Source organism: Legionella sp. PATHC035 (assembly GCF_026191115.1).
In the GTDB taxonomy this organism is placed as follows: domain Bacteria; phylum Pseudomonadota; class Gammaproteobacteria; order Legionellales; family Legionellaceae; genus Legionella.
In genome coordinates this window covers 564,029-590,125 of the sequence record NZ_JAPHOT010000001.1, presented here as the reverse complement: position 1 = coordinate 590,125, position 26,097 = coordinate 564,029, and the positions used below count along the sequence as shown (strand labels likewise).

Here is a 26,097-nt window from a genome sequence, read left to right as displayed (position 1 = left end):
AACAGCGGTTTGCTCTCGTTGGAATATAGGGATTGCATCAGACCCTCTGCATTTTGTGGTTCTTTACCTGTTTCTTGTTGCTTAAAGTCTAGGTCATTTAATTCTATTTAAAGAAAATGCTGTTAGGAATCAGGCATGAACGCTCCTATTTATGATTAGAATGATTATTAATTGATATTGGTGTTATCCTCAGGATCAATATTGATATATTGAGGGGCTAAGTCATTTAGCCCTTTTTTAGGGTTTGCCAACCGTAAAAGATGGTTGATCCTGACCTTCTTTTTGAGGATTGATGGTCTCCCCGCTATTTGTATTGAAGTGAAACATAAAACGATTTTGGGGACTACTTTTTTGGGGATGACGTTTCCTTACCTTTTCTATTTGATGATTCACGAAAATTATCTTCTTGTCTTTGACTGGCTGACTTTCCTCTTGCTTAAACCCTTGATGCTCTTTATTCAGATCGAATTTAGATAGATGTTTTCTCCATGAACAGTCTTTTCTTGGTTTCAATGAGAGCTGATTATCGGCTGTTTGACTGAGTTTAAACATGTTTTCCGTCATACGTTTTTTATGATCCTCGGGTAACCAATAACTTTTCTGTTTTGAGGGGGGCAGGTTATTGTCTTCTAGTTTTTTTACAAGATCCCTTTTTCGCTTTTTTGAAGAATCAACCTCTATTTCTTGAGGTATGTCGCGCGCGTTTTGTTGTCCGTGTCCTTGGCTATAGTCTAAATCAAAAACACAGGCTGTTGCTTGGGAGTTTTTGCTATACAACGCATCTTCCAGTTGCTTAAGGTCTTCCTCATTCAATTCTAATCTAAGAAAAGAGGAGTCCTCGGTTTGCGGCTTTTTGCCATAGTACGCATCCTCCAGTTGTTTCAGGTCTGCTTCGTTTAATTCTAATTTAAGCAATGAGGCGTCCTCGGTTTGCGGCTTTTTGCCATAGAAAGCATCCTTCAGTTGTTTCAGGTCTGCTTCGTTTAATTCTAATTTAAGAAAATGTGAGTAGGGATTAGGCATGAAAGCTCCTATATGAAAAAAACCTGATAGGGTATCAACTGAATTAATTATTGTCAATGTGATTACAATAAATCCTATGTGTTTGGGTGATTTTTTATAATAACTTAATTTTAAGTTAATCAAATTGTGTTATATTATTACAGCATGTGCAAATCAAAAAGGTTCGTCGAGAAGTTAACAATGTTTTCTAAAAAAGAAATTATTTACATCCCCAAACACACACACGTCCCCGCACAAGATAGTCCTCAATGTTATTTTTTTTCCTTCTTACATTTAAGAGCAATGCATAAAATAGAAGCAAGTGTCTCCTCCTGTGTTAGCGATATAGTTCAGGCATGTAGAGCAACCGAGGATGATTTTAAAAAAATTATATACAAAGTAATGTCAGCTTATGCTGATGACCTTATCCGAATTGCGGATGAAATAATTGATGAAAACGGAGAGGATTATGATGGTGATTGGATTGAGGATTTTTTGGATAAATATGGGGTCGACTTTGCCATGGCAAGATTACTCGATTTATCTGTGACCACATTTGAGGACTTAAATATTGATACAGACAATTTCAAAACTGCTGATTTAGCCAAAACTCTTGAACAATTTGGTCCTATAGCCATAAGACTCACACATGGTAATATTTTTCCTCAAGGAACGTTACCTTTAGCTGAAAAAATTAAATCTGCGAATGGATTAATAGAAAGAAACGTTTACCGTGCGGACGGATACCAAGTCAATACGCCGCACACCATTCTTTTAATTGGCGTTAAAAACGAACCTAGGAAACAGGTTTATTTTATAGATCCCAATTACCCAAAAATGATTTTATCTATGGAATTTAAATTGTTTAAAAAGCACATGCTTATGGCAGAGTTTGTTCATCATTCCAGTAATACGCTAAAATCAGATGAGGTCATTTTTTCCAAACCTAAAAAGAAGCAGCGTGACCGCAGCGATCTCGCAGATTTTAACCCGAAACGTCGTAAAGAAAACCCGTTAAATGGAGCGCTTATGGATGGAGCAAGCGCTACAACTCCTACCGATGAAAAAGATGATTTCTATCCAAATTTTCAACCGTCTAGCTTTCTCCTGTTCCGTAGCGCGCAGTCTGTTTCTCTTGGAGCCCAAGAATTAGGGAGCGCCAAGATACTGCTTGAAGAGCCAAATGAAGAAAGCGTCAAAGGCTTTTCTTAAATATCAATAGGGGAAAAGGGAAACAATTTCCATGCTCTATGAAGGTATGACTCCCTCTTTCAAGGCAAACTCCTTTGAATTTTTGCTAATAACTGTTGGCAGATAAGGTGCTTGGTTTGGTCACAATTGTTTAAAATATTTTTCTTAATTGCTTTTAAATCTTCAGGATCAGTAAGTTCATTGATATGATCAATGACAAATTGACGAAAGGCTGCTGTACTTTTATTGCCAGTGAGGTAAGGGCTCGCATAGTTCCATGGCTTGGTTAATAGTTTGGAAACAACATCAATCATTCCTTCTGCAAACTCACCATCATCATACTCAGGATGCTCCTTGATTAGCTTCGATATCTCTACTGCTCGTTTCCATGCTTTTGGCGTATTTTGCGTTTTGTTAAGATAGATTTCAGCCTCATCCATTTTCGCCTCTAATAACGTTCCCGTATTTGTTTGAGCATTTAAAAGCTGGGAACAACACATTAAGACATATCCCAATATGAATAATATCGTTTTTTTCATTTCCGTATTTCCCTATTTATGAAACCTGAGTTTAAGTAATGAGTGTAGCACTCCATCTATCTTGAAGAGTGGGTTTCAACTCACTAAGTGCCAAAGTATTGTAGACCTTTTGCTTCACCTTAACGAGCCAAAAAATTTTTTCCAGTCTATCATTTAAATAATATTCAGCATTGGAATCAATATCTCATTAAGGAATATTATGAATGCCCCAGTACTCACTGCATTTGCTTTTTTTATTGCAACGACGGTAACTTTTGCAGGCAACACCTCTTACAACGGCCCTGATAATCCCATTATTCCTGCCGATAATAATAAAATTAGATTGGACCTTTCTCAATGTATCGAAGATACCAATGAGGTGATGAGCGATAATGAAACCCATGATTTAGCCAAGGATTTATGTAAATTACGCGCAGAACATCAAGCCGCTCGTAAACACGTGTTAAAAGGACTATCTGAATTAGTCGATCAATATCAAGGAGTGACAAATCATGATCATGATCAACGATTAGCTCAGACCATTTCATTGATTCAGAGCGGAATAAAAATATGCCTTGATGCACTAGCTTCTCAAGAATATTGTCACAATATAGGTTGTGCTACTGAACCAGAAATTGATGCTATCTTTTGTGATAATCAAGCGATGGCCATTATCAATAGAATTTTAGGACGTGAGTAATTGAGAGAGTACAGATAAAAGCTTAGTGCTGGTGACAATTAGTCGTCGTGCTTTCTTCGCGGGATCGTGAACCTAACAGCTATCTATGACTTAATGTTAGGCTTAGGCGCAACGCGCTATAATTCGGGACGAGTGTAATATCCGCTGTTATATTCTCGCCAATTTCGAGCAGGGGGTATATGACATTTTTTTGAAACCATATGCCATCCTTTTTCTTCATGAAATTCCTTATAACATACGGGTTGATTGGGGACGTTTGCTAGTGTCATGGATGCAGCAAGCGCTAATACAGTCGCCAATGATTTAATTTTCATCTCAACTCCTTTTCGTTTTACCTTGCAAAATGATATATAAATTATCAATATGATTATATTATGACCTACCTGGGTGTGCAAAGTTTTTATGTTTTAGCTGAGGGAATTTGCTGTTTTATTCGTTGAATTAAGTAGGGGGAAAATCGATTGGATGAAAGTCGAAGGCATTGAATCTAGATTCATGATGAGCACCTGTCGTTCACCACGCAACGCGATAGTCCTAATTGAATCCTATATTTCTCTGCGTCTGGGGCAAGGCCATATAAGCTATCATTTATAGGAGTTCAATGAGTCGATGTTGATTGGCAAGGCGTATTATTTGCTGCTGTTAAACGATGGGGTTGAGTTGCTCCATTAACCGAAAAGGAATTAAATTTAAACGGATTGAATTCAGGGAGTATGCTGAGCCAAGCTCCTTTTACAGATGGTGGTAAGATAGTCGAAAGGGCAGCAAATCCCGCAAAGCGAACGAAGCGGATGATTCCTAGCATTGGCGAAATTAACCCAGGCAAGCTCTTTACTATTTAACTTTTAAGTTACTTCAGTTCGTGGTTTTTCTCTAAACCCATTTATATAGCCGATACGCAAAGAGGTTAGTGAAAAAGCTACACTTTGTTACATTCAAAAACTGGGCCTCGTAGATTGTTCTTCTGCATTCTCTGATGTAATTCTGGCTTCAAATTTTTTCACCTCTTCTGGATAAGCTTTAGCAAAATCTTCGGCATTATGATAAGTCCCCAGTTTTTCACCATCTTTGTAAACATGTATTGGCGGGTGAATCTTCCCGTCGTTAACGGCTGGCATAACCCAACAAATCTCTCCCTTAAGTTCTGGCTCCTTGGATAACTCTTTCATGAGATGCTCAAATGCTGCTACTCTAGACTCTGAGTCAAAGGTTGAGGGATATTTCATGTGTATTATTTTCTGGTTATTGTGGTCTTCTACATTTATCTTCTCTGCTTTTTTATCTTTTGGCATTCGATCATTTACTCGATGCAGTATTTTAAGAAAATCAATCGGCTGCTTGCTGGTTTCAAATATGCGATCTTCTTCATTTTGATTAGATTGACTACTTTTGCGTAATAATTTCGTCATTTCAATATCTTCTTCTTCTCTTTGCTTTTTTTTCGCATTTTCGAGCTCTTTTTTATAATTACTCATTCCCAACTCTCCATTTAGTGAGTGTTTCAATTACTTCTTATTAACGATCTATCACTCAAAACAGAAACATAGTTATATAAATCAAGTATAGTATTAACCCTGATTATTTCTAGTAAGGCAATTCATAGACCAACTAATGGTGGTCCTCACTTTATTTTGCAATCAAAGCTTAAGAAAAGAAAAAGATACAACACAAATAGATAAGATGATTAGTTTATAGCTTTGTGTTATTGTGCACCAAAAATCTCCACATAGGACTTTTAAGAAGTTTCTCCGGAGTTCGCGTTATGGGGCTCGATTGTTAATTAGAAGTGCTCCCTTAAATGGGAGATACATGCAATTTTTGATGTCTCGGAATTCACGGTGAGAAGTTTAATCTCATGGTGGCCAGAGGCAGAATCGAACTGCCGACACGAGGATTTTCAGTCCTCTGCTCTACCGACTGAGCTATCTGGCCCCGAGGGTTGCTATTAGACTCCGAGAAGCGTTTTGAGTCAAGTGTTGAATGCATTTTTTTTTAAAAAAAATTGTTTTTTATTTTTAGGCCATTAATTTTTGAATCATCCTTTTATGATTTTTTTATAATCATAGTGTTTTTTTTGACTAAATGATTGAATTTTAGGTATTTAATTTTCTCTTTTTGACCTTAAATTAACCTAATTGGAATTTGATTTTTCTAATGTGTTGAGTTTATATCAATATCTTGGGATGAACAGGAAAATAGACGATTTCGGAAGGAGATTGAGGTTATTAATTTTAACTTAATGAGCAAATCGAGCCACTGTCTTGAAATACACTTTCCCGACAGTGGCGACTCAGTGCAAGCGTGTTGCCGATTTTAAAAGCAAGAAAAAAATTCACGTTCTTTATTCGCATCCCGAGTGCCATAAGGGTTTAATAATGCCCTAAAGTAGGGTTATCCTTCGCCTAGCATGAAGTTTTGCAACCGGGACCCCAAATTTATTTAGGGGTGTAACCAGCAGGTTTTTCAGAACCTTCACCAAAAAAATATTTTTGCATTTCTTCTTTTAAAAACTCGCGTGCTTTAGCTTCCATTAAATTCAGGCGGTATTCATTGATGAGCATGGTTTGGTGGGTTAACCACATATTCCAGGCTTGTTTTGATACTTCATTATAAACCCGTTCACCTAATGTACCGGGGAAGGGGGGGTTTAATAGGCCTTCAGCTTCTTGTTTTAATTTACAGCAATATACTATTCTGGTCATGTTTGCCTCTTATTTCCAACACATAAACGCAGTATAGTGTACGTGTTATTTGGCAATTTTGTACTTAAAATGATTAAATTATTTTTTAGTCCGAACGATGTTTCGCCTGTGCCAATAAAATATGTTGAGAAAGAATTTGTTCCTGCTCATTGGTTAATCCATTAAACGATACTGCGGTTCGGTAGTTATGTTCGCTTTGATATTGGCTATAAACCACAGTGCCTTCAACAATGACAGGTATCATTTTGGGTTTGGTATAGATGACCAATTTTAATAGTGTTTTTTCCTTAATGAGCTCAGGTGTCTTAAATGCCATTCCCCCTAGGCTAATATTGACCTTACGTAGCTGAATTGTATTGGTCATAAGCATTTGTCGTGATAAGTAATCTATTTTTGCATTGAGTAGATTAAGGTAGTGGGCGATTGTAGGTTCTTTAAGGGCAATAACTTGGGTTAGTTCAGCTAATTCATAATCAATCTCTTGAAAATAATGTGCCGCCTCAAGATAGCGTTGCCCATTCTTGCCTAAAAGTTGATCCACAACTGCGCGATCAGGACACAGTTCCCCTGGCTCCATAACTCGGTAGTTAAAATAGATATGATCTTCTACTCGAAAATGTTGACGTCTCTCATGTATAGGCATAATTGCTCCATTAACTTCATTCAGTATGTGCAAATAAATTATTAATTGCATAACATTTTTAAATGTTCCTCATGTGCCGCGTCTGATGACAATGAATTCGGTGATGATTTTAATGTCCACACCTCCTCTTCCTTCTCCTGCTTTGTTTCAATGATGAATTCATGCTGCTTCAATTCATCTTGTTGCATGCATGATGATGTGAGAAGCGGGCTAAAAAAGGGTATTGTAAACACCTCTAATTGACAGATCACTTCTTTAGCTTTATCGGAGAGTTGGGAACTTTCTCGCTGTGCTTGGGTATAATTTGTTGCTGCATTTGCTTTTTGTATGCATTCATCAAGAAAACTTATAAAGTGTTGATCCGTGATTTTATCTTGTTTTATTGCCTGTACTACGACTGCATTAAATTCGGATACTCTATCCAGTTTTAAAGCAGCAGCAAATGCATGATTTAACGTCACTGGAACTTTTAAAGGGGGTATTAACCTCTGTAATTGTTGCTGTGCATCAAAATAGAATTTTTTGAAAACATGCATGCCAAAGCCTCTATCATGAGCGCTCATAATGAATTGTTTCAATTGTTCTTCAGTTTCAACAATACATTTCAATTGTTCATCAACAGAGACCTTATCATGATGCATTTGCTCACGATAACGGGTAATCGTGTGCATAATGTAAGTTCGATTTCCTGCATTATATGCTTCTTTAATTGCTTCCAAGTCGAGTGGATCCAAATAGTTGATGGCTGGATCTAAGACTAATCGATGCTCAGGATGGAGTATGTCTTCTCTTAATTCAATCAATTGGGCCTTACTCAGGGTGATTGTTTTGGGTGTGGTGATAGTTATGGAGTCGCCTCCACCACGTCGTTTAATAAAATCCACCATGACTGAAGAGACTTTGTCGCTAAAGGTGAGTTGTACTATGTCATTACCCAGATCATCTATTTTTTTTAGTTTATTTGGTTGTCTGTAAGTCCAAGGGTTTTTAAAAGGGCGTCCATCGTCACTATACAATATAGGATTGTGTATTAGTTTTTCAAAAATCAAAGCACTTCTTACCATCGGCAAGTCAATATCACCTGTCGATTGCGGTAAAATATCATCAATTGCTGCGAGACGTTCGATTAACCGAGTACGTAAGGTTTCTGCATCTTTTTCTAAAAGCATGAGATCGCTTAACTCCGAAGTTAATTGGCTTTGTTTTTCAGTACTCAATGGTTTTTTAAATTGTCGTTTAATTCGAGCTGCTTGCTGCTGATGTTGCCATATAACGTGACTTACATATTGGAGAATTTTATCGTCCATTGCACGTAATTGCATGATGCTTTCAAATTTAGAATGCATGGACGAATCTTCAATGAGGGTACGATTTCTTCCCAAACCATGGCGTGTGTGTTTTTTAAGAAATTCTCCGGGTATGAGACACAGACGTGAATCAAGGATAAACTTGTGGGTATCCATAAGTGACTGGTCAAAAATAAAAAGTGATTTCGCATTTCTCAAAGCCTTATTTTGACAATTGCCACCTATGGCATCGGTATCACTACATAAGTAAAGCAAGCCAAACGCATCGCCAAAATCATCAATAAAACAGTCCGCCTGTATTCCTTCACCTAAAGATTTAATCGTTGAATAGTGAGTATAAGTTTTTCCTAATAACCAAGCGTAAAAAGTTTTTCCTAAAGAAAAACTACTAAGCAATTGTATCTCATCAAAGGGAATAAATAATGCAGGATGACCGTTATGAGAAATGGTCGTGGTAGTTGCCGTATCTAATTCCATCAATCGGGAAACATTAAGCGCCATTGCTTCATGTTGAACTTCTTGAATGGCACCGTGTTTCGGTAATTTGATAATCGCTTCCGTATTAAGTTTATATTGTTCTCTCTCAGTCTGATAATCTTTTATACTCAAATCGGGCGCTCTATCGCATAGATGACGTAATTGTTTTTTTACATTGTCCAAACTCATTAAGGTGATTTTTTCTGTTACACCACCTATATTTTCTTGTAGTGTGCAATAAATAAGAGTGGCCCCATTGTCTTGCGGGATACAGATACGCTTTAATTCATTAATATTATTCAGATCGAATAGAATATTTAATCGTTCTTGTATCCTGTCTTTTTCTGAATCATTATGCGGTAATCGTTCCATCTCTTCTTGTAGACGTTGAATCAGTGCTGTCACCTGTATGAAATTGGAAGCATCAAATGCTGTAGCATCTGGAAAAGTTTGGGTAAGCGAGTACAGTTTTGTTCTGCAGTTGATTATCAAATCATCTAATTCATTATCGAGGTCTGTGGGTGTATGAGTTGGTCGTTCGTAGTAATTGTCTTTGGGTAATCGAATAATCTCATGAGCGTTTTGGGTATAGCGTATGCCTTCCTCTGCTTTTTTGAAGTCGACAGACTTTAAGAGAGGAGGAGAGCCCCCTTTCTCAAAGGTAGTAGAATATTTAATGATGCCACAAAATTCTCGCCACTGTTCGGAATCTGTTTCCAGGGTTTCCAAGTCAAATAAACCATTTTGATGGAAATCGATATGATCCAATAACTTATCCAGATCAGAATAGTACTCAAGATCGATATTTTGCAGTTCCATTGCAATAGGATTTTCACACTTTTCTTTTAAAAATCTTTTGATAATCCTATTTTTTTGCCCCAACTCCATGAGTTACGTCCTTATAAAACCAAATTATTCCTGTTTATAAATATAGACAATTTTTATGCTTTTGGTCAAAAAGAACTTTAAGGATTTCCGTAGAATAATCAAAGTGAATACAAAAGAAAATTTTAAAAATTACGATGGTTATTAGTGTGTATTCGAAGAAAAAAACAATTTTGAGGTAATGAAGTCGCTCTTCCCTGAGCATTGATCTAATTTTTATTGTACCAAACCAGTCGCAGTAACTGATGGTTCGGATGTTTTTTCTTGGGTCAGCGGTTTAAAAACATCTTGAATCCGCGGGTGATGCGTTCTTTGCTCACCTCGAAATAGGGTGCTTCCAATCCGATGTGCTGATTTATGTTTAAGCGGTGAGATAGCATTGGACAATTTTGCATAATTTGCAAAAAAATGTTGGCTTTCTGCAAGACTCACAGAAGTTTTTTTCTTATGCCGTTGAGGCTTCTCTTGAGGGGGAGTGCTCTTTTGCGGTTCAGAGTCTAAGGTTCCATCTGGAGATTTTGGGGACCTTACAGGGGGTTCTGCTCTCTTAGAGCTGTGTTCTTTGACTACCACCGTCTGAAAAGAAGAGGACTCTGCTGGAGTTTCTTCATTGCTAATTCGAGAGGATTTTGCGGATGTGCCGTCTCGATCTTTTGGACTTTCAGGCGCTTCCTCTTCACAATCAGCCTCATCGCTCTCGCTTTCCGAGTTCGGGGTATTAAGGGCTCGAATCTCATCTAAATGAGCTTCAAAGTAATCTTGAAAGTTATTTGATTCAGTGAGGCCTAGGTCATCGAGCTCTTCTGCAGGCAAAAATTCTAATTGAATAAAATGAGTTCGAAAAGTTGGATCGTTATAATCGAGTGCAATCTTTATTTTGTCTACCGGGGTCACTCTGTCCACTCTGATATAACCCCTGGTGAGGAAATGGATTGCTTTTCTCCACCAACTTGAGGCCTCCCAATCTTCGGTTAATAGAGCATCTTCAATATCCTGAGAAATTTGGGAAAAATATTCTTTGGAATATTTTTGATAACACTTTGTCGCTAATTGTTCCGCCAATCGATTTAAACGAGGTTCTTTTGGCTCGCGTTCCGAAGTGGCGGTAAAAATGGCGTCTGCTTTCTCTAAAAATTCTCCTTTATCGATGTTATCGGTGGCCAAAAGCTTTTGAATCTCTTTTAATTCATTTTGAATACCTAAGGTCTCTGAAGATATTGCTGTTTCAAGTTTTCTATGAAATACCGCTGGGTTGTTAATCAAGAATAATAGCTCTTGGAATTGATTAATGGAAAGTCTTTTCCCTATTTCAGGACGTGTTAATTCTTCAATAAGAATGGACAAATTGGTTATCGCATAGCCTGGCTTTCGAAAATATGAAAGTGCAGTCCGGTGACGCGTTTTTCTTAAATCAGGTATCTTATCTACTTGCGTCGCAATTAAGAACTCCTTAAGCGCCATACCGAGCTGATAGGACATCAGTTGCTCTACATTAAGGTGGGTTTTGTAGGCAGAAGGGTAGTATGTCTTAGATTCTTCATTAATACATACAAGATATTCGGGAGGAGCATAGCGGGGAGATGCACGTACTTCACTGGCAAGAGGATTTGGGGAATTGACAAATGTTTTGCGGTCACTGATGACCAACTTATTATTATGCGCCAAAAAATTACTCAATTTAATATCAGGATGGTAGTAACCTGCTTCTTTGAGTTTAAGACAAAAATCATTAATTTGATTAAAGTGAAATTTTGCTCTTGCGGCGATTGTTTCTTTTGACTCGCCTTTTAACGATTTTGCGACATGAAGTAAATTTCCCTGGTTAGCATATTGGCTTAATACCACCGGCCGGTATTCGAGTTCCTGCTGGTCTTGACTTTTGAATTGCATCATGAAAAGACCACTATCATTGGCGAAATATTTCGAAACAGGATCAGAGTATAAATCTTGATCATTTAAATCACTACGGTCTACTACAGATAGAACGAGAGTTTTGTCCCATCCTCTCATTTCGAGTGTAAAGTTGTAATTATTAACCGCCTCGTCACCGAGAACTTCTGTCTTATAGGCAGAGCTACATGTAACGATGTCACCTTTAATTGCGCTGATTTTTTCTTTGGCCAGTGCTAAAATTCGGCTGTGATCATCGAGACTTTGTTTCAGCATTTTATCGTGTTCAGCTAACAGACTAAGACGCTGGCTTATTGTTACAAATTGTTCTTTAATTTCGGCAAAAGGTTTGCTGCTCTTCAATAATGCATCTCGCTCTTTCATTAACTTATAGAGCTCAGTGTCACTTTGTTCTGGCAGCTCAGCGGCTGATACAGGGCATAGTGCTGCTACTGCTTTTGCAAATTGAATTCCTTTGTAAAAGAATGCACCATCAGGATTTATTCCATAAGCCAAGAGATGTGCTTGCCAACTCTCGGTATCAGTGGCTGAGAGCCAATGATATTCTCCTTCAGTTATGCGTATTGAATTGACTGAATAATTGATTTTTTGCAGATAAAATAAACGTTGGACCTCATCTCCAGGTGCTATTTTATTAAATTCATGGATCAGTCTTATCAACTTTCGATATTTCGCGCTTATAGGTTTTACTGTTAATCCCATGGATACTCCATTACAAAAAATCAAAAAATATTATCGATTCATTAAAGCTCGACAATCTATTTGTACTAAGGTGTCATTAAAAATTGTGTAAAATTACAGCATAGTACCACTTATCTTTCAAGAATAATAATTGCCCAGAAAGGAAAGAAAGTAATAGTCTTGTACTCCATCATTTTCAGTTGTTCATTGTGACTCTCAAATTGCATGAACCAATAGGGCTTGGTTTGAGATGATGCAATTACTATGAAAACCACTATCTTAAGTGATTAGTTTTATGATTTAATATTGATTATTTCTAGCTTAAAAAAGGGTTATCATGACTTTTGTAGTAACAGAAAGTTGTATTAGGTGTAAGTATACTGATTGTGTTGAAGTATGCCCCGTTGATTGTTTTTATGAAGGACCCAATTTTTTGGTAATTCATCCAGACGAGTGTATTGATTGTGCATTGTGTGAACCTGAATGTCCTGTCAATGCCATTGTTTCTGAGGATGATTTAACTTCAGAACAGCAGCAATTTAAAGAATTAAATGCGGAACTTGCTAAAAATTGGCCTAATATAACCGCTAAAAAAGATGCCCCACCTGATGCCAAAGATTGGGACGAGGTTAAGGATAAACTTCAATATTTACAGAAAGAGTGGTAGAAATCACTTCACTTGCTGACTCATGCCAGCGAATTCTTAGTGAGAAAGGTCGACTTTCCACTGCTATTTCAGGATTTGTGGCGCGTAAGCCACAATCTGATTTAGCTGTAGCGATTGCTGAAGCAATTGAAGAAAAATCAATTTTGATTGCTGAGGCAGGTACTGGAACAGGCAAAACATTTGCTTACTTGCTTCCTTGCTTGTTAAGTGGCAAAAAAGCACTGATTTCTACAGCAACTAAAACCCTGCAAGATCAACTTTATCAAAAAGATTTACCTACTTTGGTTAGAGCTTTAGGATTATCTGCACGCATACAAAATCTAAAAGGAAGATCCAACTATATTTGCCAATACCGCGTAGAACTGCACTCCGAAGAAGGTCAGTTTCAAAGCTCCCAATGCGCACATGAGGTGGCTCATGTACGCAGTAAACTATCGCAAATGAAAAATGGGGACCGATCGGAGCTTCCCGAGCTGAGTGAGGATTCATCAGTCTGGCCTTATGTTACCTCTACAGTGGATAATTGCTTGGGTGCTGAGTGCCCTAATCACGAAACCTGCTTCTTACTCAAAGCACGCAAACGTGCGCTCGATGCAGATGTAGTAGTGATTAATCATCATCTTTTTTTTGCTGATTCACGCCTAAAAGAAGAGGGGTTTGGCGAGTTATTGCCCGGTGTGGATGTCATTATCTTTGATGAGGCCCATCAACTTGCCGAAATAGCAACTCATTTCAATGGTGAACGTATTGGAACGCGTCAATTTCGTGATTTATTAGATGATCTGATTAAAGAATGGCCGGCTGTGGATCTGGCAAATCAACCTTTAAAACTCTTAAGCCATAAAGCCGATCAGCTCCTGGATGAATTATTAAATGGTTTACCCGGAGCGGAGGAACGGTTTAGTTGGCATGAAATAAAGCATAATAAATTGTTTATGGGGGCATGGGTTAATTGGTTGACGTTAAAAGATGAAGTGATGAACTGCTTTAGCGAATTGTCGCTTGCTGAATTTCCTGGACTGGTACGATGCAAAGAACGATTGGAAGAGTTTGCTCGAATTCTGATGTGCTTTACTCAGGAAAGTAATAATAAAATACGTTGGTTGGAGCGTTTTAAACATACTTTAGTTTTTCACATTACTCCCTACGATGTTGCAGAAACGTTCAGTCACTTGCTCCGGCGCCAAGAGTGTACTTATGTATTTACTTCGGCAACGTTAACTATTGCAGACTCTTTCGATTGTTTTTGTAAACCACTTGGATTACATGGGGCGAGAACATTATTGTTGCCGAGTCCTTTTGATTATCGACAACAAGCCTTACTTTATTTGCCGAGAGGATTACCCGATCCAAAAGATTCAGCCTATTATGAATTATTAGTATCACGAGCCATTCCTTTAATTGAAGCCTTAGGGGGCCGCTGTTTTTTTCTGTTTACCAGTCATAAAGCATTAAAACAAGTTGCTCAAATGATGAGCAATAATTTAAACTACCCCTTATTAATTCAGGGAACAGAGGCAAAACCAATTTTATTGGAGCGTTTTAGGCAATTAGGCAATGCGGTTTTATTGGGAACCGCCACTTTTTGGGAAGGAGTGGATGTCAAAGGTGACGCGCTTTCTTGCGTTATTATTGATAAGTTGCCATTCTCCAGTCCGGTTGATCCCGTAATTCGTGGTAGAATGGCTTACTTAAAAGAAAAAGGTTTGTCAGGTTTTGATGAGCTCTCTTTACCGGGGGCCGTAATTGCCCTAAAGCAAGGGGTAGGGCGGTTGATTCGGGATAATACTGATAAAGGGGTTCTAATGATTGCCGATCCTCGTCTAACCAGCAGAGATTATGGTGGACGTATTTTAGCCAGTTTACCCCAATTACCAAAAACACGAGATGAGCAAAAAGTGCTTTCATTTATTAAAGAATTAGAGCTGGATTATGAAACTGCTAGCGATTGATACATCAACAGAAACGGCCAGTGTCGCTTTACTTACTGGTAAAGAATTACTTTGTGAAGAACAAAGTAATCAAAAAACACATGCACAATTTATTTTACCGATGATTGATAGGCTAATGGCCCTCGCCAGTTTACAAATGCATCAGCTGGATGGCATAGTATTTGGTCGTGGCCCCGGAAGTTTTACCGGTTTGCGTATTGCATGCAGTATTGCTAAAGGATTGGCTTATGCTCATGATTTGCATTTGATTCCAGTGAGTAGCTTAGTCGCTATCGCTTGGTCGGTTCGCCAGAAAAAACAGCTGAACCAGATCCCTATATTGGCCGTGCTCGATGCGCGTATGCAGGAAATGTACTGGGCTTATTTTGCTCCAGATCAATGGACAGCAGAGGAACATGTTAATCCAGTGCATGAACTCAGTCTTCCTAGCAATCAACCTATAACCCTTGCAGGAGTAGGGGCAGACTTATATTGGGAGGCGTTTACACCGGAAGTTAAATCACAAATTATTGATAAAATAACAGTGAATCCTTCTGCGGCGGCTATGATTCAATTTGCGCAATTTTTTGGGCAAAAACCCATTTCAGTTGCTCAAGCTCAACCTGTATATGTACGTAATAAAGTGACTTAAGTTCATTGGAGAATTTTGTGGATAAAAAACTATTGGAAATATTGGTGTGTCCTTTATGTAAAGGAAAATTATTATTAAAAAAACAGGAACTTATCTGTAAATTCGATCGATTGGCATTTCCTATCCATGATGATATTCCTGTGATGTTAGAGCATGAAGCTCGAGTTATTTCATTGGAAGAAAAGGATACGCTGTAACATTAAACGGCACTTGTCGATTTACTCAAAATCGAGTCATCGAGCTCCGAATACCGATTTGCGGTGGAGCAAATAAAAACTCATCCAGATTCCTGAGAAAGGGAACTGGATGAAAGGAAAACCTCATTTGAAAGACATTAAGTAATATCTTTATCTTGATCCGAAGGTTTTGTAATGTATTTTTTTCGCCAATACAACAAAAATGCAGGAATCATCATGATTAGAATTCCCATAGAGAAAACCAAGCGAAAATGATTTGCGCCACCAAAATTCATAAATTCAACTGGTGGAATAAAACCAACAATTAAAGTCATAGTGCAGCCACATAAACCCAGAATACAGGTCAGATAGTAACCCGCTTTTTTGCCGGGTATTGCGAAAGGTCTATGAAGATGTGCGTATTTGCTTTTTAATTTCCAAGCGGCAATGAACATCAAAACATACATCATGATGTAGAGTTCAGTGCTTAAGGCAGTAAATAGCCAATAAATAGCATTAACACTCGGAAATAAGAGAAAACCACTGCATAAAAGCGTCACCAAAATCGCTTGAGTTATTAAAATTCGTGAGGCCATTCCGCGTTTGTTTAATTGACACATAAACTTCGGTAAGAAGTTATGATTAGCTGCCATAAGCAAGCCTTTAGCTGGCGAAATGATCCAATTGATCATACTGCCTAAACTGCCCAAAAGTAATAATGCAATTAAGATAGGTAACAGCCACTCAAGATTATACGCATGAAAAAAGTTAGTAAAGGCTTGCAGTACGCCGTCAATGAGACTAATCTTCTCTTTTGGAAGAACAAAAGCGATAGCTAACGAGCCGAAAATCATCGTTGTTAGGATAAGCAATACTGAAAAAAACATTGCTCGAGGAAAATTGGTTTGTGGGTTATGCACATTGCGGACATGGACCGCTGCAAGCTCCATACCTAAAAAGGAAGTCATAATTGCAGTCAGTGATACCCAGGATTGGCTGTCTTTCCAGTGCGGTATCAAATGCTCTAAGCTCATATTAATTGCTATAGGGTTTCCTTTAATAACCCAAATAAGGGCAAGAAAAATAATAAACCCCATGGGGAGTATCATTCCTACAATGGCACAAAGACCGGCAAAATGTGCTGAAGCGCGTAACCCAGATAATGCGATTAGAGTTAATGACCAAAAAATAACTAGAATTACTGAAATCAAGTAATATTTATTTTGTGCCAGTTCAGGATTGATTAAATAGGCCAAAACACCTGCTATAAAGGATAAAATTGTGGGGTACCAGACTAGGGTATTGATCCATTGCAACCAGATGGTAAAAAAAGCAAGATTCTCACCGTAAGCATGCTTCACCCAGCTGTAAATTCCGCCTTCCTCATCCGACCACGTTGAGGACAATTCTGCTGCTACTAAAGCCACTGGGATTAAGAAAACAATTGCGGAAAAGATAAAGAAAAAAATTAATGAAGAACCGAATAGGGCGGTTCCCGGTAAATTTCTTATACTATCAATTGCACCAGTAATTAGTAACACTAAGGCCAGGACAGATATTTTTTCAGAGGACCAGTTGTTCATTAATCAAATCGACTTGTTAAAATGCTAGGCATTATATAGGAAGTTAGCAATGGACGTTACTATTTATTTTACCATATGGAGGCAATTTTGTTGCTTCTAATTCAAATAATTACGGTGGAATACAAATTATATCTTAGTCTAGGCATTCAATACCTATTTTATCGTAGGTTTACAGACAGGTTTTTACAGGAGAGGAAGTGCAAAGGCTGTTTAGTCAATAAAAAACCTGTCAATAATCTTTTAAAATTATAAACCTTTTGAGCTCTCTATGTTAGGGATTGTCTCATAGGAGTCAGATTTTTTAATTCTGAGTTTCTTAAAGAACGAATTATTGTTACTCATCTGGCTGTGAGACTCAAAATCTCTTTTCAAACACTTCAAGAAATTATCAAATTCGAGAAAAATTTCGATCTTTAATTGATAATCACTTTCTTTATACTCGCTATTTGTTTTATAAAATACTACCGCTTCATTACTTAGAGCGGTAATTTCTTTTTGTAACTCAGGCTTTGATTTACAGGAACTACTGAGTTTCATGGCATGCTCGGTCAATTCAACAAATCTTTCTTTATATGTTTCTATTTTCATATTAAATCCTTTTAAATTATAGAGTTACTCCTCATCGCATGAAAGAAAAAGCAAAAACCATGCCGGCTCGTTCGCTTGAGTTGTTCATTTCCCGCTGTCTCGAGTTCCATAGCCTGTTTATTTTATGGGAGAATCTCTTGCGGGAGGTGAAAGGTCCTCGATTAGATGGTACTAACCGGGGTACATGCTAAGTATTCCGGTTTTCTTTATTAAACCCGCCTTTACAAACAGGTGAATTTAAAACGTTTTTACCCCTATTGTCCCATTCTTCAGGGGTAAATAAATGCATACTTAAGGCGTGTAACCCAAGATCAAACTCATTTTTTAGTAATTGATTTAATAGCCTATGACGTGCGATTCGTGATAGGTCAGTAAAGCGTGCAGAAACAACAGTAACTTTGAAATGTGTTTGAGCATTTTCAGGAACGTGATGATTGGCCGATTCATCTTCGACGTTTAAATAAATGGGAGCTAATTCTTGACTTACCAATTCTTCGATACGATTTTTACGTGACATAGTGATCTCTACTACAAATTAATAATAAAAAAGCCGCCATTAAGCGGCTTTTTGAATAATAACAGAACTAGATTCTGCAGTTCGCAGGAACATATCGATCATCTGCAGCATTTCCAACTGCACAGTTCCAGGTAATTGGATCTGTTGGTGGTGTTCCTGGAACAAGTGCTGCACCGTTAGCTTGCGGAGTTAAGGTTAGAACCACATTGTTTGCAAGAGCCGTATAAGTAATGGTTATTACTCCGGTATTCGCAGCAACAGTTACGCTCTGAACATTTGGAGTTGGATTATTAAAACTCCAACCCAAGCTTAAATCGTTAGCTCCCGTTGTTGCATTCTCGGATACAGTGGTTTTCGCTGACGATGCAATACTTAATCCCTCTGTTACACGAGCTCTAACAACGTAATCCTGATAAGCTGGAATAGCAATTGCGGCAAGAATACCAACGATTGCCACCACTATCATCAACTCAATTAACGTAAAGCCTTTTTGTTTCATCATTTGCTCCCTAATGATTGGTACAACGATAAACAAGCAAAAATAATGCCATTTATCTAAAACTTAAAACAAAATTGCCAGAACATATACACAACCTGCCATGGCAAGAAAAGGAAGTCCTCTTCACTCTCTTTTCCTCTTTTAATTGTAGCAGAAGCAGATAACTGTTGCTTATGTTCTACAATTATTTTAATCCGGCAATTCTTTGTTTCTTCTAGATAAAACAAATTTGAAAACAATGAGTAAGTTATAACCCGGACTAGCACTGCCTAATCCAGGCTACAATATTGTTTTGAGTCAAACATTATTTGAGTACTTTCGGTACTAACTGATTCTTTAAACGAACATAATCAGGTAATCCATTAATGTAATCTGGATAAGCTTCACCTTGAATTAGTGGTGACAAATACTGTTTGCATTCTGCAGTAATGCCCATTCCATCCTCTGTAATATAATGTTTGGGCATCGCTTTTTCTTGATTGGCAACATCGGCTAATTGGACGTGACCAATAGACCATTGGTAGGGTTCATCTTGTTCACGAATGATAATTGGCATGATGGCATTATGCCCTTTTATGGCATATTCTACTGCGGCCTTACCTAGAGCATAAGCCTGATCGAGGTCAACTTTTGAGGCGATGTGACGGGCAGCACGTTGTAAATAATCTGCGACTGCCCAGTGGTATTTGTAATTCAATTCCGCTTTGATGTACTGAGCAATGACTGGTGCAACGCCACCTAATTGGGCATGACCGAATGCGTCACGAATTCCTGCATCACTTAAAAATTTACCTTCTGTGTTACGAATTCCCTCCGAAACGACAACAACGCAATAACCATATTTTTTAACGCACTCATCCACTTTATTCAGGAATTTACCTTGTTGAAAAGGAACTTCTGGCAATAAGATTATGTGGGGTGGTTCATCAGGGTGTTGGCTGGCCAAACCACTGGCAGCAGCAATCCATCCGGCATGACGTCCCATTACTTCCAGAATAAAGACTTTTGTTGATGAGGCAGCCATAGAGGCAACATCAAAACCTGCTTCTCGGGTAGAAACAGCAACATATTTAGCTACAGAGCCAAATCCAGGGCACGCATCAGTAAAGGGAAGATCATTATCTACCGTTTTGGGTATACCAATGCAGGTAATCGGATAGCCCATTTTCGAGCCAATTTGCGATACTTTATGTGCGGTATCTTGGGAATCCCCGCCGCCGTTATAGAAAAAATATCCTATATCATGTGCTTTAAAAACTTCAATTAACCGTTCGTATTCTTCGCCATCATTTTTAAGTTTGTAGCGGCAAGAACCAAATGCACCAGAAGGCGTTTGTAATAATTTCGCAATATCTGAGTCACTCTCTAGTGATGTATCAATAAGCTCCTCATTCAAGGCACCAATAATCCCATTTTTGGCTGCATATACTTTGCCAATATGTTGTGGAAATTTTCTGGCAGTTTGAATCACGGCACAAGCAGAGGCATTAATTACCGCGGTGACACCGCCTGATTGAGCATATATTGCATTTTTTATAGTCATTCTTTCTCCTGGTTAAGGGTAATTACTTGTCTTCATAGCCTCTTGGCGAAGAGTAAGTGAGAAGATAGGTAATCATTTAAATTCTTATTTTTTGATGTTCATATTCGTTAATTACTGCATCAATGCTTTGAATTAATTCGGCAAAAGGGGTGGCGAGCTCTTCAATTGAAGCAGCATGTGTGGCCAGTTTTTCTACCTGGACTACTTTCTTCTGTAGCGTTGGCACTCCAGAAAAACAACATGCACCATGCAGTTTATGTGCTGCCTCGCCTATTTTTTTAATATTTTTATCATGCATTAATTGGATAAATTCTTCACGATTTTTATGTAACTCCTCCACAAATCGGCTAAGAAACTCTTCGGCAAGTGCTTGATTTCCAGATACTTTTTGCACACATAATTGCCAATCTATAGCGGCATGTTTTGCTTTATCGGTAATCCGCAGGATTTGGGTCAGTAATTGTTTTTCATCTATAGGTTTTTGCAAGCAAAAATCCACACCTGATTTTTTTAAATCAATGCTATTCACATCGCTGCCGTTCGCACTAATTAAAACTATAGGGGTATGGCGGTTCAGTTGTGATTTGTGTCGAATCAGTCGAGCTGCCTCTAATCCATTGACTTTAGGCATCTGCAAATCAAGCAAAATGAGGTCGTATTTTTTGTCATTACACGCCGATACCGCCATTTCACCGTCATCAACTGCAGTCATATTTGCATGAGTGCCCAATAAAGAGTCCAGAAGCATTTTGTTCACTGGGTTGTCTTCGGCAATCAGTAAATCAGGGTGCATAAAGCGTAATTGTTCTCTTAAACCATCCAATTCATGATTGACCGGTTTTTCAATGTTCTCCTGGCTAGTGAGGGATTCAATAACATCTTGAAGTTTTTGAATGCTGATGGGTTTGTATAAAAAGCCCTGGGCTCCAAGTGCGGTGTAATCATTAATAAGCCATTTGGAAATGAGCACGTATGGAAAATAGTTATGTTCGGCAATGATTTTGGCGATTTTTTGCTCATAACCTTTGTTGATATTGAGAAAAACAATATTGCAGTCTTTGTTATGCTCAAGAGCACTCGCAAGACGGTTAAACGAATTGACCGGAATACATTGAATTCCCCAATAACCTAAGCCATTGCATAGTGCTTCCAGATGGAGCGAATTATCATCAAAGCATAACATTTTAAAATGCGCGAAGGGGTGTATCTGATTTTTTTCTATTTCATAGGCAACTAACTTTTCAACCTTCACGTGAGCTGTGAAGCTAGAACCTTTATTGAGCTCGCTGGTAAAGCTAATACGTCCATGCATTTCTTCACAGAGCTTTTTACAAATGACTAATCCTAGGCCTGAACCGCCATAACGACGAGTAATGCTTGTGTCGGCCTGGTTAAATGCAGTAAATAATTTACTTTGATCCTCTTGAGAAATACCTAAACCAGTATCAGTGATTGTGATGCATAAAGTGTAATCTTTATCTGTTTCTTGTTCTACTTTAGTGCGGACCAATACATAACCATGATCGGTAAATTTAACCGCATTAGTCACAAGATTGGTGATAAATTGTTTGATTCTGAAGGGATCACCTAAAACAATTTTAGGTACACTGACATCGGTTATGGGGATTAAATCAATCCCTTTTTTATGAGCATTGGGTGCTGCGAGGGTAAGCACTTCATCGATACAATGACGGATATTCAGGGGAATGCAATCGAGGTGAAGTTTTCCCGCATCAATTTTAGAAAAATCGAGGATGTCATTAATAATTCCCAACAAGTCTTGTGCAGAAGCTTTGATTGTTTTTACATAATCTAATTGCAAGGGGTCAAGCTTGCTTTCCAATAAAACATTAGTAAAGCCAATAACACCATTCATTGGTGTGCGGATTTCATGACTCATATTGGCAATAAATTCTGATTTTTGCCGACTTTTCTCTTCTATTTTTTTCTTTTCAAGCGAAAGCTCAATGTTTTTTTCTTCTAAGAGTTCAAGACTTTGCTGTAAATCTTCAGTGGCGATTTCGATATGTTGATTTAAGTCGCGTATCGTTTCGAGGTATTTTTTTTGTAAATGGGCACATCCTTGCTCAATGATGCCTAGTTCACCTGGGCTCGTTGTTTTGATTTCTGTTTCGAACTCATTGCGTAAAATTTGTTTCATGCTCCGACGTAAACGGGAAATGGGTAAATAAATCCGCTTCGAGAGAAAGTAGTGGATGGTCAATCCCATGAGCAAACCAAAAAGAGTGATAAAAATGGTTACGATGAGCATTTGATAACGTTTGATGATCATCGAACGAGTATCGATATCAATGGACAACCAACCTAAAATATCATCGGCACGAGTGGCCATTGGACTGAGGATGTTTTTAAAAGACGAGTTGGAATAAAGATTAAATTTGGGGATCGTAACGGGTGCGATGAAGTTAATGGTAAAAGGATTAATTTGCTTGCTTTCTATATAATCCCCTGTAAATTTAGGAGGATTGAAGGGTTTATTCAGTGAATGTTTCCCACCGCGGTAAGCCAGCAGTTGTCCGTCACTACTGTAAAAAGCGAGGGCTTTTACTTCTGGATTGATTGTGGATGCATTAATCAACCCCTGCAATGTGCGATCATCACGTCGAAGCATGGCGTATTGTGCTGCAGGAAGTAATTGACGGATGTATGCTTCGCCCAGACGGGACATGTGCTGTTTTAAGTCATTACCAAACAGTCCATTATAAAAAATAGCGAGAAGCAGGGCGACTAAAAAGGCTGGAATTAGGGTGGTAATCCTCAGTTGATACTTGATACCTATGCTTTTCAAAGTGACTCACCAATATAGTTCGGATAATACTTTAATTTTAGCCTGCATAGAGTAGATCGTAACGTGAATGGTAATCAACAGACTTTAGGTGAGTCTGCTCATAATATCCTTCACCCAGGCTTCAAAGTCAGTTATTATAGCCCGATTATTTTATTCCTTACAATGTGGAAGAGATTATGACAGTTAGAACCCGATTTGCACCAAGCCCAACTGGTTTTTTACATGTGGGCGGAGTGAGAACTGCTTTATTTTCATGGCTTTATGCAAAGCGTCATCACGGTCAGTTCATTTTACGCATAGAGGACACGGATCAAGAGCGTTCTACCAAGGAATCGGTACAAGCTATCCTGGATGGTATGTCTTGGCTAGGTATGGATTATGACGAGGGCCCTTTTTATCAAACGGAACGTTATGAACGATACAACCAAGTAGCTCAACAATTTTTGAATGAGGGTAAGGCTTATCGTTGCGAGTGCAGCAAAGAACGTCTGGAAGCCTTACGCACCGCCCAATTAGCTGCCAAAGAAAAGCCCCGTTATGATGGCCATTGTCGAGATAAAAACTTACCTGTATCGGATAAGCCTCATGTAATCCGTTTTAAAAATCCTGAACAAGGTACTGTCTCATTTCATGATGAAGTATATGGAGAAATCCATGTGGCGAATAGTGAGTTAGATGATTTGATTCTGGTACGTTCTGACGGCCATCCAACGTATAATTTTGCTGTGGTTATCGATGATATCGATATGAAAATAAGCCATGTAATTCGTGGTGATGATCATATCAACAACACCCCAAGACAAATCAACTTGTTTCAAGCGCTTAATGCGCCAATTCCAGTATTCGCTCATTTACCCATGATCCTAGGTGAAGATGGCAAACGTTTATCCAAACGACACGGTGCAGTCAGTGTGTTGCAATTTAAAGAGTTAGGGGTTTTACCTCATGCATTACTCAATTATTTAGTCCGTTTAGGCTGGTCTTATGGCGATCAAGAAATCTTCAGTATCAATGAAATGATTGAATGTTTTGAATTAAAAAACGTGAGTCGGGGTGTTTCAAGTTTTAACTATGAAAAATTATATTGGCTCAATCAACATTATCAAAAAAATGATTCTGCTGAGGCGGTAGCTGAATCATTGCGTTGGCATTTTGAACAATCGGGCATTGATCTGACTAAGGGGCCAAAATTAACCGATTTGGTGGCAATTCAAGCTGAGCGATGTAAGACTTTAGCTGAAATGTGCCAAATGAGTTTATATTTTTTTACTGATTCAATTGAATATGATGAAGCCGCTGTGAAAAAGCATTTGCGCCCAGTCATCTTGGAGCCTTTGACGGCACTTTATGAGCGTTTACAAACAGTGGAGACGTGGGAGAAGGATCATTTGCAAGAATGCATTAATGACATCAGCGCACAATTTGATATCAATATGGGGAAAATCGCACAGCCATTACGGGTCGCCGTAACGGGTTCCGGCATGTCACCATCAATTGATATGACCTTGACTTTACTCGGTAGAGAAAGAGTCTTAACTCGTCTGAATAATGCTTTAGAACAATTGAAAATCAGAGCTCAAGCCAATAGTTGATTTCTCAATTTGTTGTAGGACCTAGTCTGCAGGTCAAAGTAAAATCGTGATCTGTAGACTCTAAATTATTAGATTCGTGACCATCATATATTGATTTGTATGAGTGATAATTTTAATAAAACACAGGGATAATGGCTTATGAAATTAAAATCACAGTTTTTAGGGTTAGCCTTTGTGGCTTTTTTCTCTCCACCCATGCTTTCTGCTGCTCATTCTGACTCATCTTCTAATATCACAAATCAATTACAGAAGGAGATTGATAACTATTATCAGCAATACAGTAAAAAGGAAAAGTTTACAGCGATTGCCGCATCCGTCTTGATTCCTCAAAATCAAATGAGCTCTAAAAAAGAAATCCATACGGTGGTACACGGTACCATGGGATTCCCTCCCTTATCTCAACCGATTACCTCAAGCAATTTGTTTGATATTGGCAGTATTACCAAATCATTTACGGCACTTATCCTTTTGCAATTGCAGACAGAAGATAAATTGTCTCTGGATGACCATTTGGGGAAGTGGTTACCTCAATATCCTAATTGGAAAGAGGTTACTTTAAGACAATTATTGAATATGACCAGTGGTATTCCAAACTATTCAGAAGATGATGAGTTTTCCAAAAAAATGGAAGCCAATTTAAATCGAGTTTGGACGGATGAAGAGTTACTTAAATACGCTCACCCTGAAAAACCGATCAAAAAGAGGCAGGGAAATCTTTTTGAATATTCAAATTCCAATTACATTCTTGCAGGCATGGTTATCGAAAAAATAACCAATGATACCTTTGCAAATCAATTAAAACTGCGGATTATCAACGCAAAAAATGGATTAAATAATTCATTTTATATTGCTGGTCCTGATGGGCAAGCGGGAGAAAAAGCCATTGAAGATCGCCGAGTTCATGGATATTTTTATGATGAGAATAAGAATAAATTAATTGATACATTAACCAATGATTTATCTTGGGCGGCTGCTGCAGGTGCAATCGTTGCAAATACGGAAGATGTAGTTCGCTGGGTACAACAGCTTTATCACGGAACATTGGTTAAGCCTATTTATAGAGAGCGGATTTTGGCTGAATTAGAGTCCGTTGTCTCTATGAAAACAGGACAACCTATTACTCAAGTCACTGAAGAAGATCCTCATGGATTTGGTTTAGGAGTAGGGTATCTTTATGATAAAGAACTCAAACAACGTTTTTGGGTGTATAAAGGGAGTACTCTAGGATTTCGCGTCATGTATTTTTGGCAGGCTTGCAATAATGTAACAACCGTAGTTGCTTTAAATAGTAAAGGCGGTGAAGGCAATCCAGATTCTAAATTAGGCGATGAGATTATTAAAGCGAACCTAGGTTTATACAAGGTCATTTTAAAAAATTATCCTGAACTCCAGTGTATTTCTTAGCTTCATCTTTTTTGACCCTTTTCTCCCAGTGGAGAAGGGGGTTATCTAACTTTTAAAGCCCCAATATGAATTAAATAAAAACAGGTTGTAGCAACAATGTAATACACGTGATACAATTT

At 38.2% G+C, this 26,097-nt stretch carries 22 protein-coding genes and 1 tRNA gene; 8 read left to right on the top strand and 15 right to left on the bottom strand.

Annotated elements, in window-relative coordinates; genetic code table 11:
* Positions 1 to 237 precede the first annotated feature (237 nt).
* Complete coding sequence (locus tag OQJ13_RS02630) at positions 238 to 1,023, bottom strand: hypothetical protein (protein WP_265708992.1); 786 nt, start codon at positions 1,021 to 1,023, stop codon at positions 238 to 240.
* A gap of 180 nt (positions 1,024 to 1,203) precedes the next feature.
* On the opposite strand from OQJ13_RS02630, the gene OQJ13_RS02625 reads away from it, so the two are divergent.
* A complete protein-coding gene (locus OQJ13_RS02625) occupies positions 1,204 to 2,214 on the top strand; it encodes a hypothetical protein (protein WP_265708990.1) in 1,011 nt (336 codons plus the stop codon).
* Between the two features lie 59 nt (positions 2,215 to 2,273).
* Here the strand turns inward: OQJ13_RS02625 and OQJ13_RS02620 are convergent, their stop codons facing one another.
* The gene (locus OQJ13_RS02620; protein ID WP_265708989.1) at positions 2,274 to 2,732 is read right to left on the bottom strand and encodes a hypothetical protein; all 459 of its coding nucleotides are present in this window, start codon (positions 2,730 to 2,732) and stop codon (positions 2,274 to 2,276) included.
* Between the two features lie 199 nt (positions 2,733 to 2,931).
* Here OQJ13_RS02620 and OQJ13_RS02615 point away from each other — a divergent pair, with 199 nt between their 5' ends.
* Positions 2,932 to 3,411, top strand: coding sequence for a hypothetical protein (locus OQJ13_RS02615; protein WP_265708987.1), 480 nt, complete (start codon positions 2,932 to 2,934; stop codon positions 3,409 to 3,411).
* Between the two features lie 116 nt (positions 3,412 to 3,527).
* Here OQJ13_RS02615 and OQJ13_RS02610 read toward each other — a convergent pair whose 3' ends face one another.
* From OQJ13_RS02610 to legK7, 7 genes are all read right to left on the bottom strand, one after another.
* Positions 3,528 to 3,725, bottom strand: a complete 198-nt coding sequence (locus tag OQJ13_RS02610) for a hypothetical protein (protein WP_265708986.1) — start codon at positions 3,723 to 3,725, stop codon at positions 3,528 to 3,530.
* 621 nt (positions 3,726 to 4,346) lie between these two features.
* Positions 4,347 to 4,886: a hypothetical protein gene (locus OQJ13_RS02605; protein ID WP_265708984.1), complete on the bottom strand. Its 540-nt coding sequence runs from the start codon at positions 4,884 to 4,886 to the stop codon at positions 4,347 to 4,349.
* Positions 4,887 to 5,267: 381 nt separating this feature from the next.
* Positions 5,268 to 5,343, bottom strand: a tRNA-Phe gene (locus OQJ13_RS02600).
* 503 nt (positions 5,344 to 5,846) lie between these two features.
* The gene (locus tag OQJ13_RS02595) at positions 5,847 to 6,113 is read right to left on the bottom strand and encodes an oxidative damage protection protein (protein ID WP_265708983.1); all 267 of its coding nucleotides are present in this window, start codon (positions 6,111 to 6,113) and stop codon (positions 5,847 to 5,849) included.
* A gap of 85 nt (positions 6,114 to 6,198) precedes the next feature.
* Positions 6,199 to 6,756, bottom strand: coding sequence for a PilZ domain-containing protein (locus OQJ13_RS02590; RefSeq protein WP_028380206.1), 558 nt, complete (start codon positions 6,754 to 6,756; stop codon positions 6,199 to 6,201).
* Between the two features lie 41 nt (positions 6,757 to 6,797).
* Positions 6,798 to 9,428, bottom strand: a complete 2,631-nt coding sequence (locus OQJ13_RS02585) for a hypothetical protein (RefSeq protein WP_265708981.1) — start codon at positions 9,426 to 9,428, stop codon at positions 6,798 to 6,800.
* A 213-nt stretch (positions 9,429 to 9,641) separates the two neighbouring features.
* A complete protein-coding gene (gene legK7, locus OQJ13_RS02580) occupies positions 9,642 to 12,038 on the bottom strand; it encodes a LegK7 family Dot/Icm T4SS effector kinase (protein WP_265708979.1) in 2,397 nt (798 codons plus the stop codon).
* A gap of 316 nt (positions 12,039 to 12,354) precedes the next feature.
* Between legK7 and fdxA the strand changes: the two genes are divergently transcribed.
* The 4 genes from fdxA to OQJ13_RS02560 are packed head-to-tail and all read left to right on the top strand — an operon-like array spanning position 12,355 to position 15,464.
* Complete coding sequence (gene fdxA / locus OQJ13_RS02575) at positions 12,355 to 12,684, top strand: ferredoxin FdxA (protein WP_028380209.1); 330 nt, start codon at positions 12,355 to 12,357, stop codon at positions 12,682 to 12,684.
* Positions 12,678 to 14,636, top strand: coding sequence for an ATP-dependent DNA helicase (locus tag OQJ13_RS02570; protein ID WP_265708977.1), 1,959 nt, complete (start codon positions 12,678 to 12,680; stop codon positions 14,634 to 14,636). The genes fdxA and OQJ13_RS02570 overlap by 7 nt, the downstream gene beginning before the upstream one ends.
* The gene (gene tsaB / locus OQJ13_RS02565; RefSeq protein ID WP_265708974.1) at positions 14,617 to 15,267 is read left to right on the top strand and encodes a tRNA (adenosine(37)-N6)-threonylcarbamoyltransferase complex dimerization subunit type 1 TsaB; all 651 of its coding nucleotides are present in this window, start codon (positions 14,617 to 14,619) and stop codon (positions 15,265 to 15,267) included. Before OQJ13_RS02570 ends, tsaB begins: the two co-directional genes overlap by 20 nt.
* 17 nt (positions 15,268 to 15,284) lie before the next feature.
* On the top strand, positions 15,285 to 15,464 hold the full coding sequence (locus OQJ13_RS02560) for a Trm112 family protein (RefSeq protein WP_028380212.1): 180 nt from the start codon (positions 15,285 to 15,287) through the stop codon (positions 15,462 to 15,464).
* 137 nt (positions 15,465 to 15,601) lie between these two features.
* Here OQJ13_RS02560 and OQJ13_RS02555 read toward each other — a convergent pair whose 3' ends face one another.
* From OQJ13_RS02555 to letS, 6 genes are all read right to left on the bottom strand, one after another.
* Entirely contained in the window at positions 15,602 to 17,026 is a 1,425-nt protein-coding gene (locus OQJ13_RS02555; RefSeq protein WP_265708972.1) for an APC family permease, read from the bottom strand.
* 246 nt (positions 17,027 to 17,272) lie between these two features.
* The gene (locus OQJ13_RS02550; protein WP_265708970.1) at positions 17,273 to 17,614 is read right to left on the bottom strand and encodes a hypothetical protein; all 342 of its coding nucleotides are present in this window, start codon (positions 17,612 to 17,614) and stop codon (positions 17,273 to 17,275) included.
* A gap of 187 nt (positions 17,615 to 17,801) precedes the next feature.
* Positions 17,802 to 18,131, bottom strand: a complete 330-nt coding sequence (locus tag OQJ13_RS02545; RefSeq protein WP_265708969.1) for a BolA family protein — start codon at positions 18,129 to 18,131, stop codon at positions 17,802 to 17,804.
* A 67-nt stretch (positions 18,132 to 18,198) separates the two neighbouring features.
* Positions 18,199 to 18,630, bottom strand: coding sequence for a pilin (locus OQJ13_RS02540; protein WP_322783751.1), 432 nt, complete (start codon positions 18,628 to 18,630; stop codon positions 18,199 to 18,201).
* Positions 18,631 to 18,934: 304 nt separating this feature from the next.
* Positions 18,935 to 20,173: a 6-phosphofructokinase gene (locus tag OQJ13_RS02535; RefSeq protein ID WP_265708964.1), complete on the bottom strand. Its 1,239-nt coding sequence runs from the start codon at positions 20,171 to 20,173 to the stop codon at positions 18,935 to 18,937.
* A gap of 76 nt (positions 20,174 to 20,249) precedes the next feature.
* Positions 20,250 to 22,982, bottom strand: a complete 2,733-nt coding sequence (letS, locus tag OQJ13_RS02530) for a two-component system sensor histidine kinase LetS (RefSeq protein WP_265708962.1) — start codon at positions 22,980 to 22,982, stop codon at positions 20,250 to 20,252.
* A gap of 176 nt (positions 22,983 to 23,158) precedes the next feature.
* On the opposite strand from letS, the gene gltX reads away from it, so the two are divergent.
* Together gltX and OQJ13_RS02520 are read left to right on the top strand one after the other, a co-directional pair.
* Positions 23,159 to 24,574, top strand: coding sequence for a glutamate--tRNA ligase (gene gltX, locus OQJ13_RS02525; RefSeq protein WP_265708960.1), 1,416 nt, complete (start codon positions 23,159 to 23,161; stop codon positions 24,572 to 24,574).
* A 138-nt stretch (positions 24,575 to 24,712) separates the two neighbouring features.
* Positions 24,713 to 25,978 carry a serine hydrolase domain-containing protein gene (locus OQJ13_RS02520; RefSeq protein ID WP_265708958.1) on the top strand — a complete coding sequence of 422 codons (1,266 nt, stop codon included), beginning with the start codon at positions 24,713 to 24,715 and terminating at the stop codon, positions 25,976 to 25,978.
* Positions 25,979 to 26,097: the final 119 nt, after the last annotated feature.

Coding starts and splice junctions, on each gene's coding strand:
- OQJ13_RS02630 (WP_265708992.1), bottom strand. CDS start 1,023: ATGCCTAATCCCTACTCACATTTTCTTAAATTAGAATTAAACGAAGCA.
- OQJ13_RS02625 (WP_265708990.1), top strand. CDS start 1,204: ATGTTTTCTAAAAAAGAAATTATTTACATCCCCAAACACACACACGTC.
- OQJ13_RS02620 (WP_265708989.1), bottom strand. CDS start 2,732: ATGAAAAAAACGATATTATTCATATTGGGATATGTCTTAATGTGTTGT.
- OQJ13_RS02615 (WP_265708987.1), top strand. CDS start 2,932: ATGAATGCCCCAGTACTCACTGCATTTGCTTTTTTTATTGCAACGACG.
- OQJ13_RS02610 (WP_265708986.1), bottom strand. CDS start 3,725: ATGAAAATTAAATCATTGGCGACTGTATTAGCGCTTGCTGCATCCATG.
- OQJ13_RS02605 (WP_265708984.1), bottom strand. CDS start 4,886: ATGAGTAATTATAAAAAAGAGCTCGAAAATGCGAAAAAAAAGCAAAGA.
- OQJ13_RS02595 (WP_265708983.1), bottom strand. CDS start 6,113: ATGACCAGAATAGTATATTGCTGTAAATTAAAACAAGAAGCTGAAGGC.
- OQJ13_RS02590 (WP_028380206.1), bottom strand. CDS start 6,756: ATGCCTATACATGAGAGACGTCAACATTTTCGAGTAGAAGATCATATC.
- OQJ13_RS02585 (WP_265708981.1), bottom strand. CDS start 9,428: ATGGAGTTGGGGCAAAAAAATAGGATTATCAAAAGATTTTTAAAAGAA.
- legK7 (WP_265708979.1), bottom strand. CDS start 12,038: ATGGGATTAACAGTAAAACCTATAAGCGCGAAATATCGAAAGTTGATA.
- fdxA (WP_028380209.1), top strand. CDS start 12,355: ATGACTTTTGTAGTAACAGAAAGTTGTATTAGGTGTAAGTATACTGAT.
- tsaB (WP_265708974.1), top strand. CDS start 14,617: ATGAAACTGCTAGCGATTGATACATCAACAGAAACGGCCAGTGTCGCT.
- OQJ13_RS02555 (WP_265708972.1), bottom strand. CDS start 17,026: ATGAACAACTGGTCCTCTGAAAAAATATCTGTCCTGGCCTTAGTGTTA.
- OQJ13_RS02550 (WP_265708970.1), bottom strand. CDS start 17,614: ATGAAAATAGAAACATATAAAGAAAGATTTGTTGAATTGACCGAGCAT.
- OQJ13_RS02545 (WP_265708969.1), bottom strand. CDS start 18,131: ATGTCACGTAAAAATCGTATCGAAGAATTGGTAAGTCAAGAATTAGCT.
- OQJ13_RS02540 (WP_322783751.1), bottom strand. CDS start 18,630: ATGAAACAAAAAGGCTTTACGTTAATTGAGTTGATGATAGTGGTGGCA.
- OQJ13_RS02535 (WP_265708964.1), bottom strand. CDS start 20,173: ATGACTATAAAAAATGCAATATATGCTCAATCAGGCGGTGTCACCGCG.
- gltX (WP_265708960.1), top strand. CDS start 23,159: ATGACAGTTAGAACCCGATTTGCACCAAGCCCAACTGGTTTTTTACAT.
- OQJ13_RS02520 (WP_265708958.1), top strand. CDS start 24,713: ATGAAATTAAAATCACAGTTTTTAGGGTTAGCCTTTGTGGCTTTTTTC.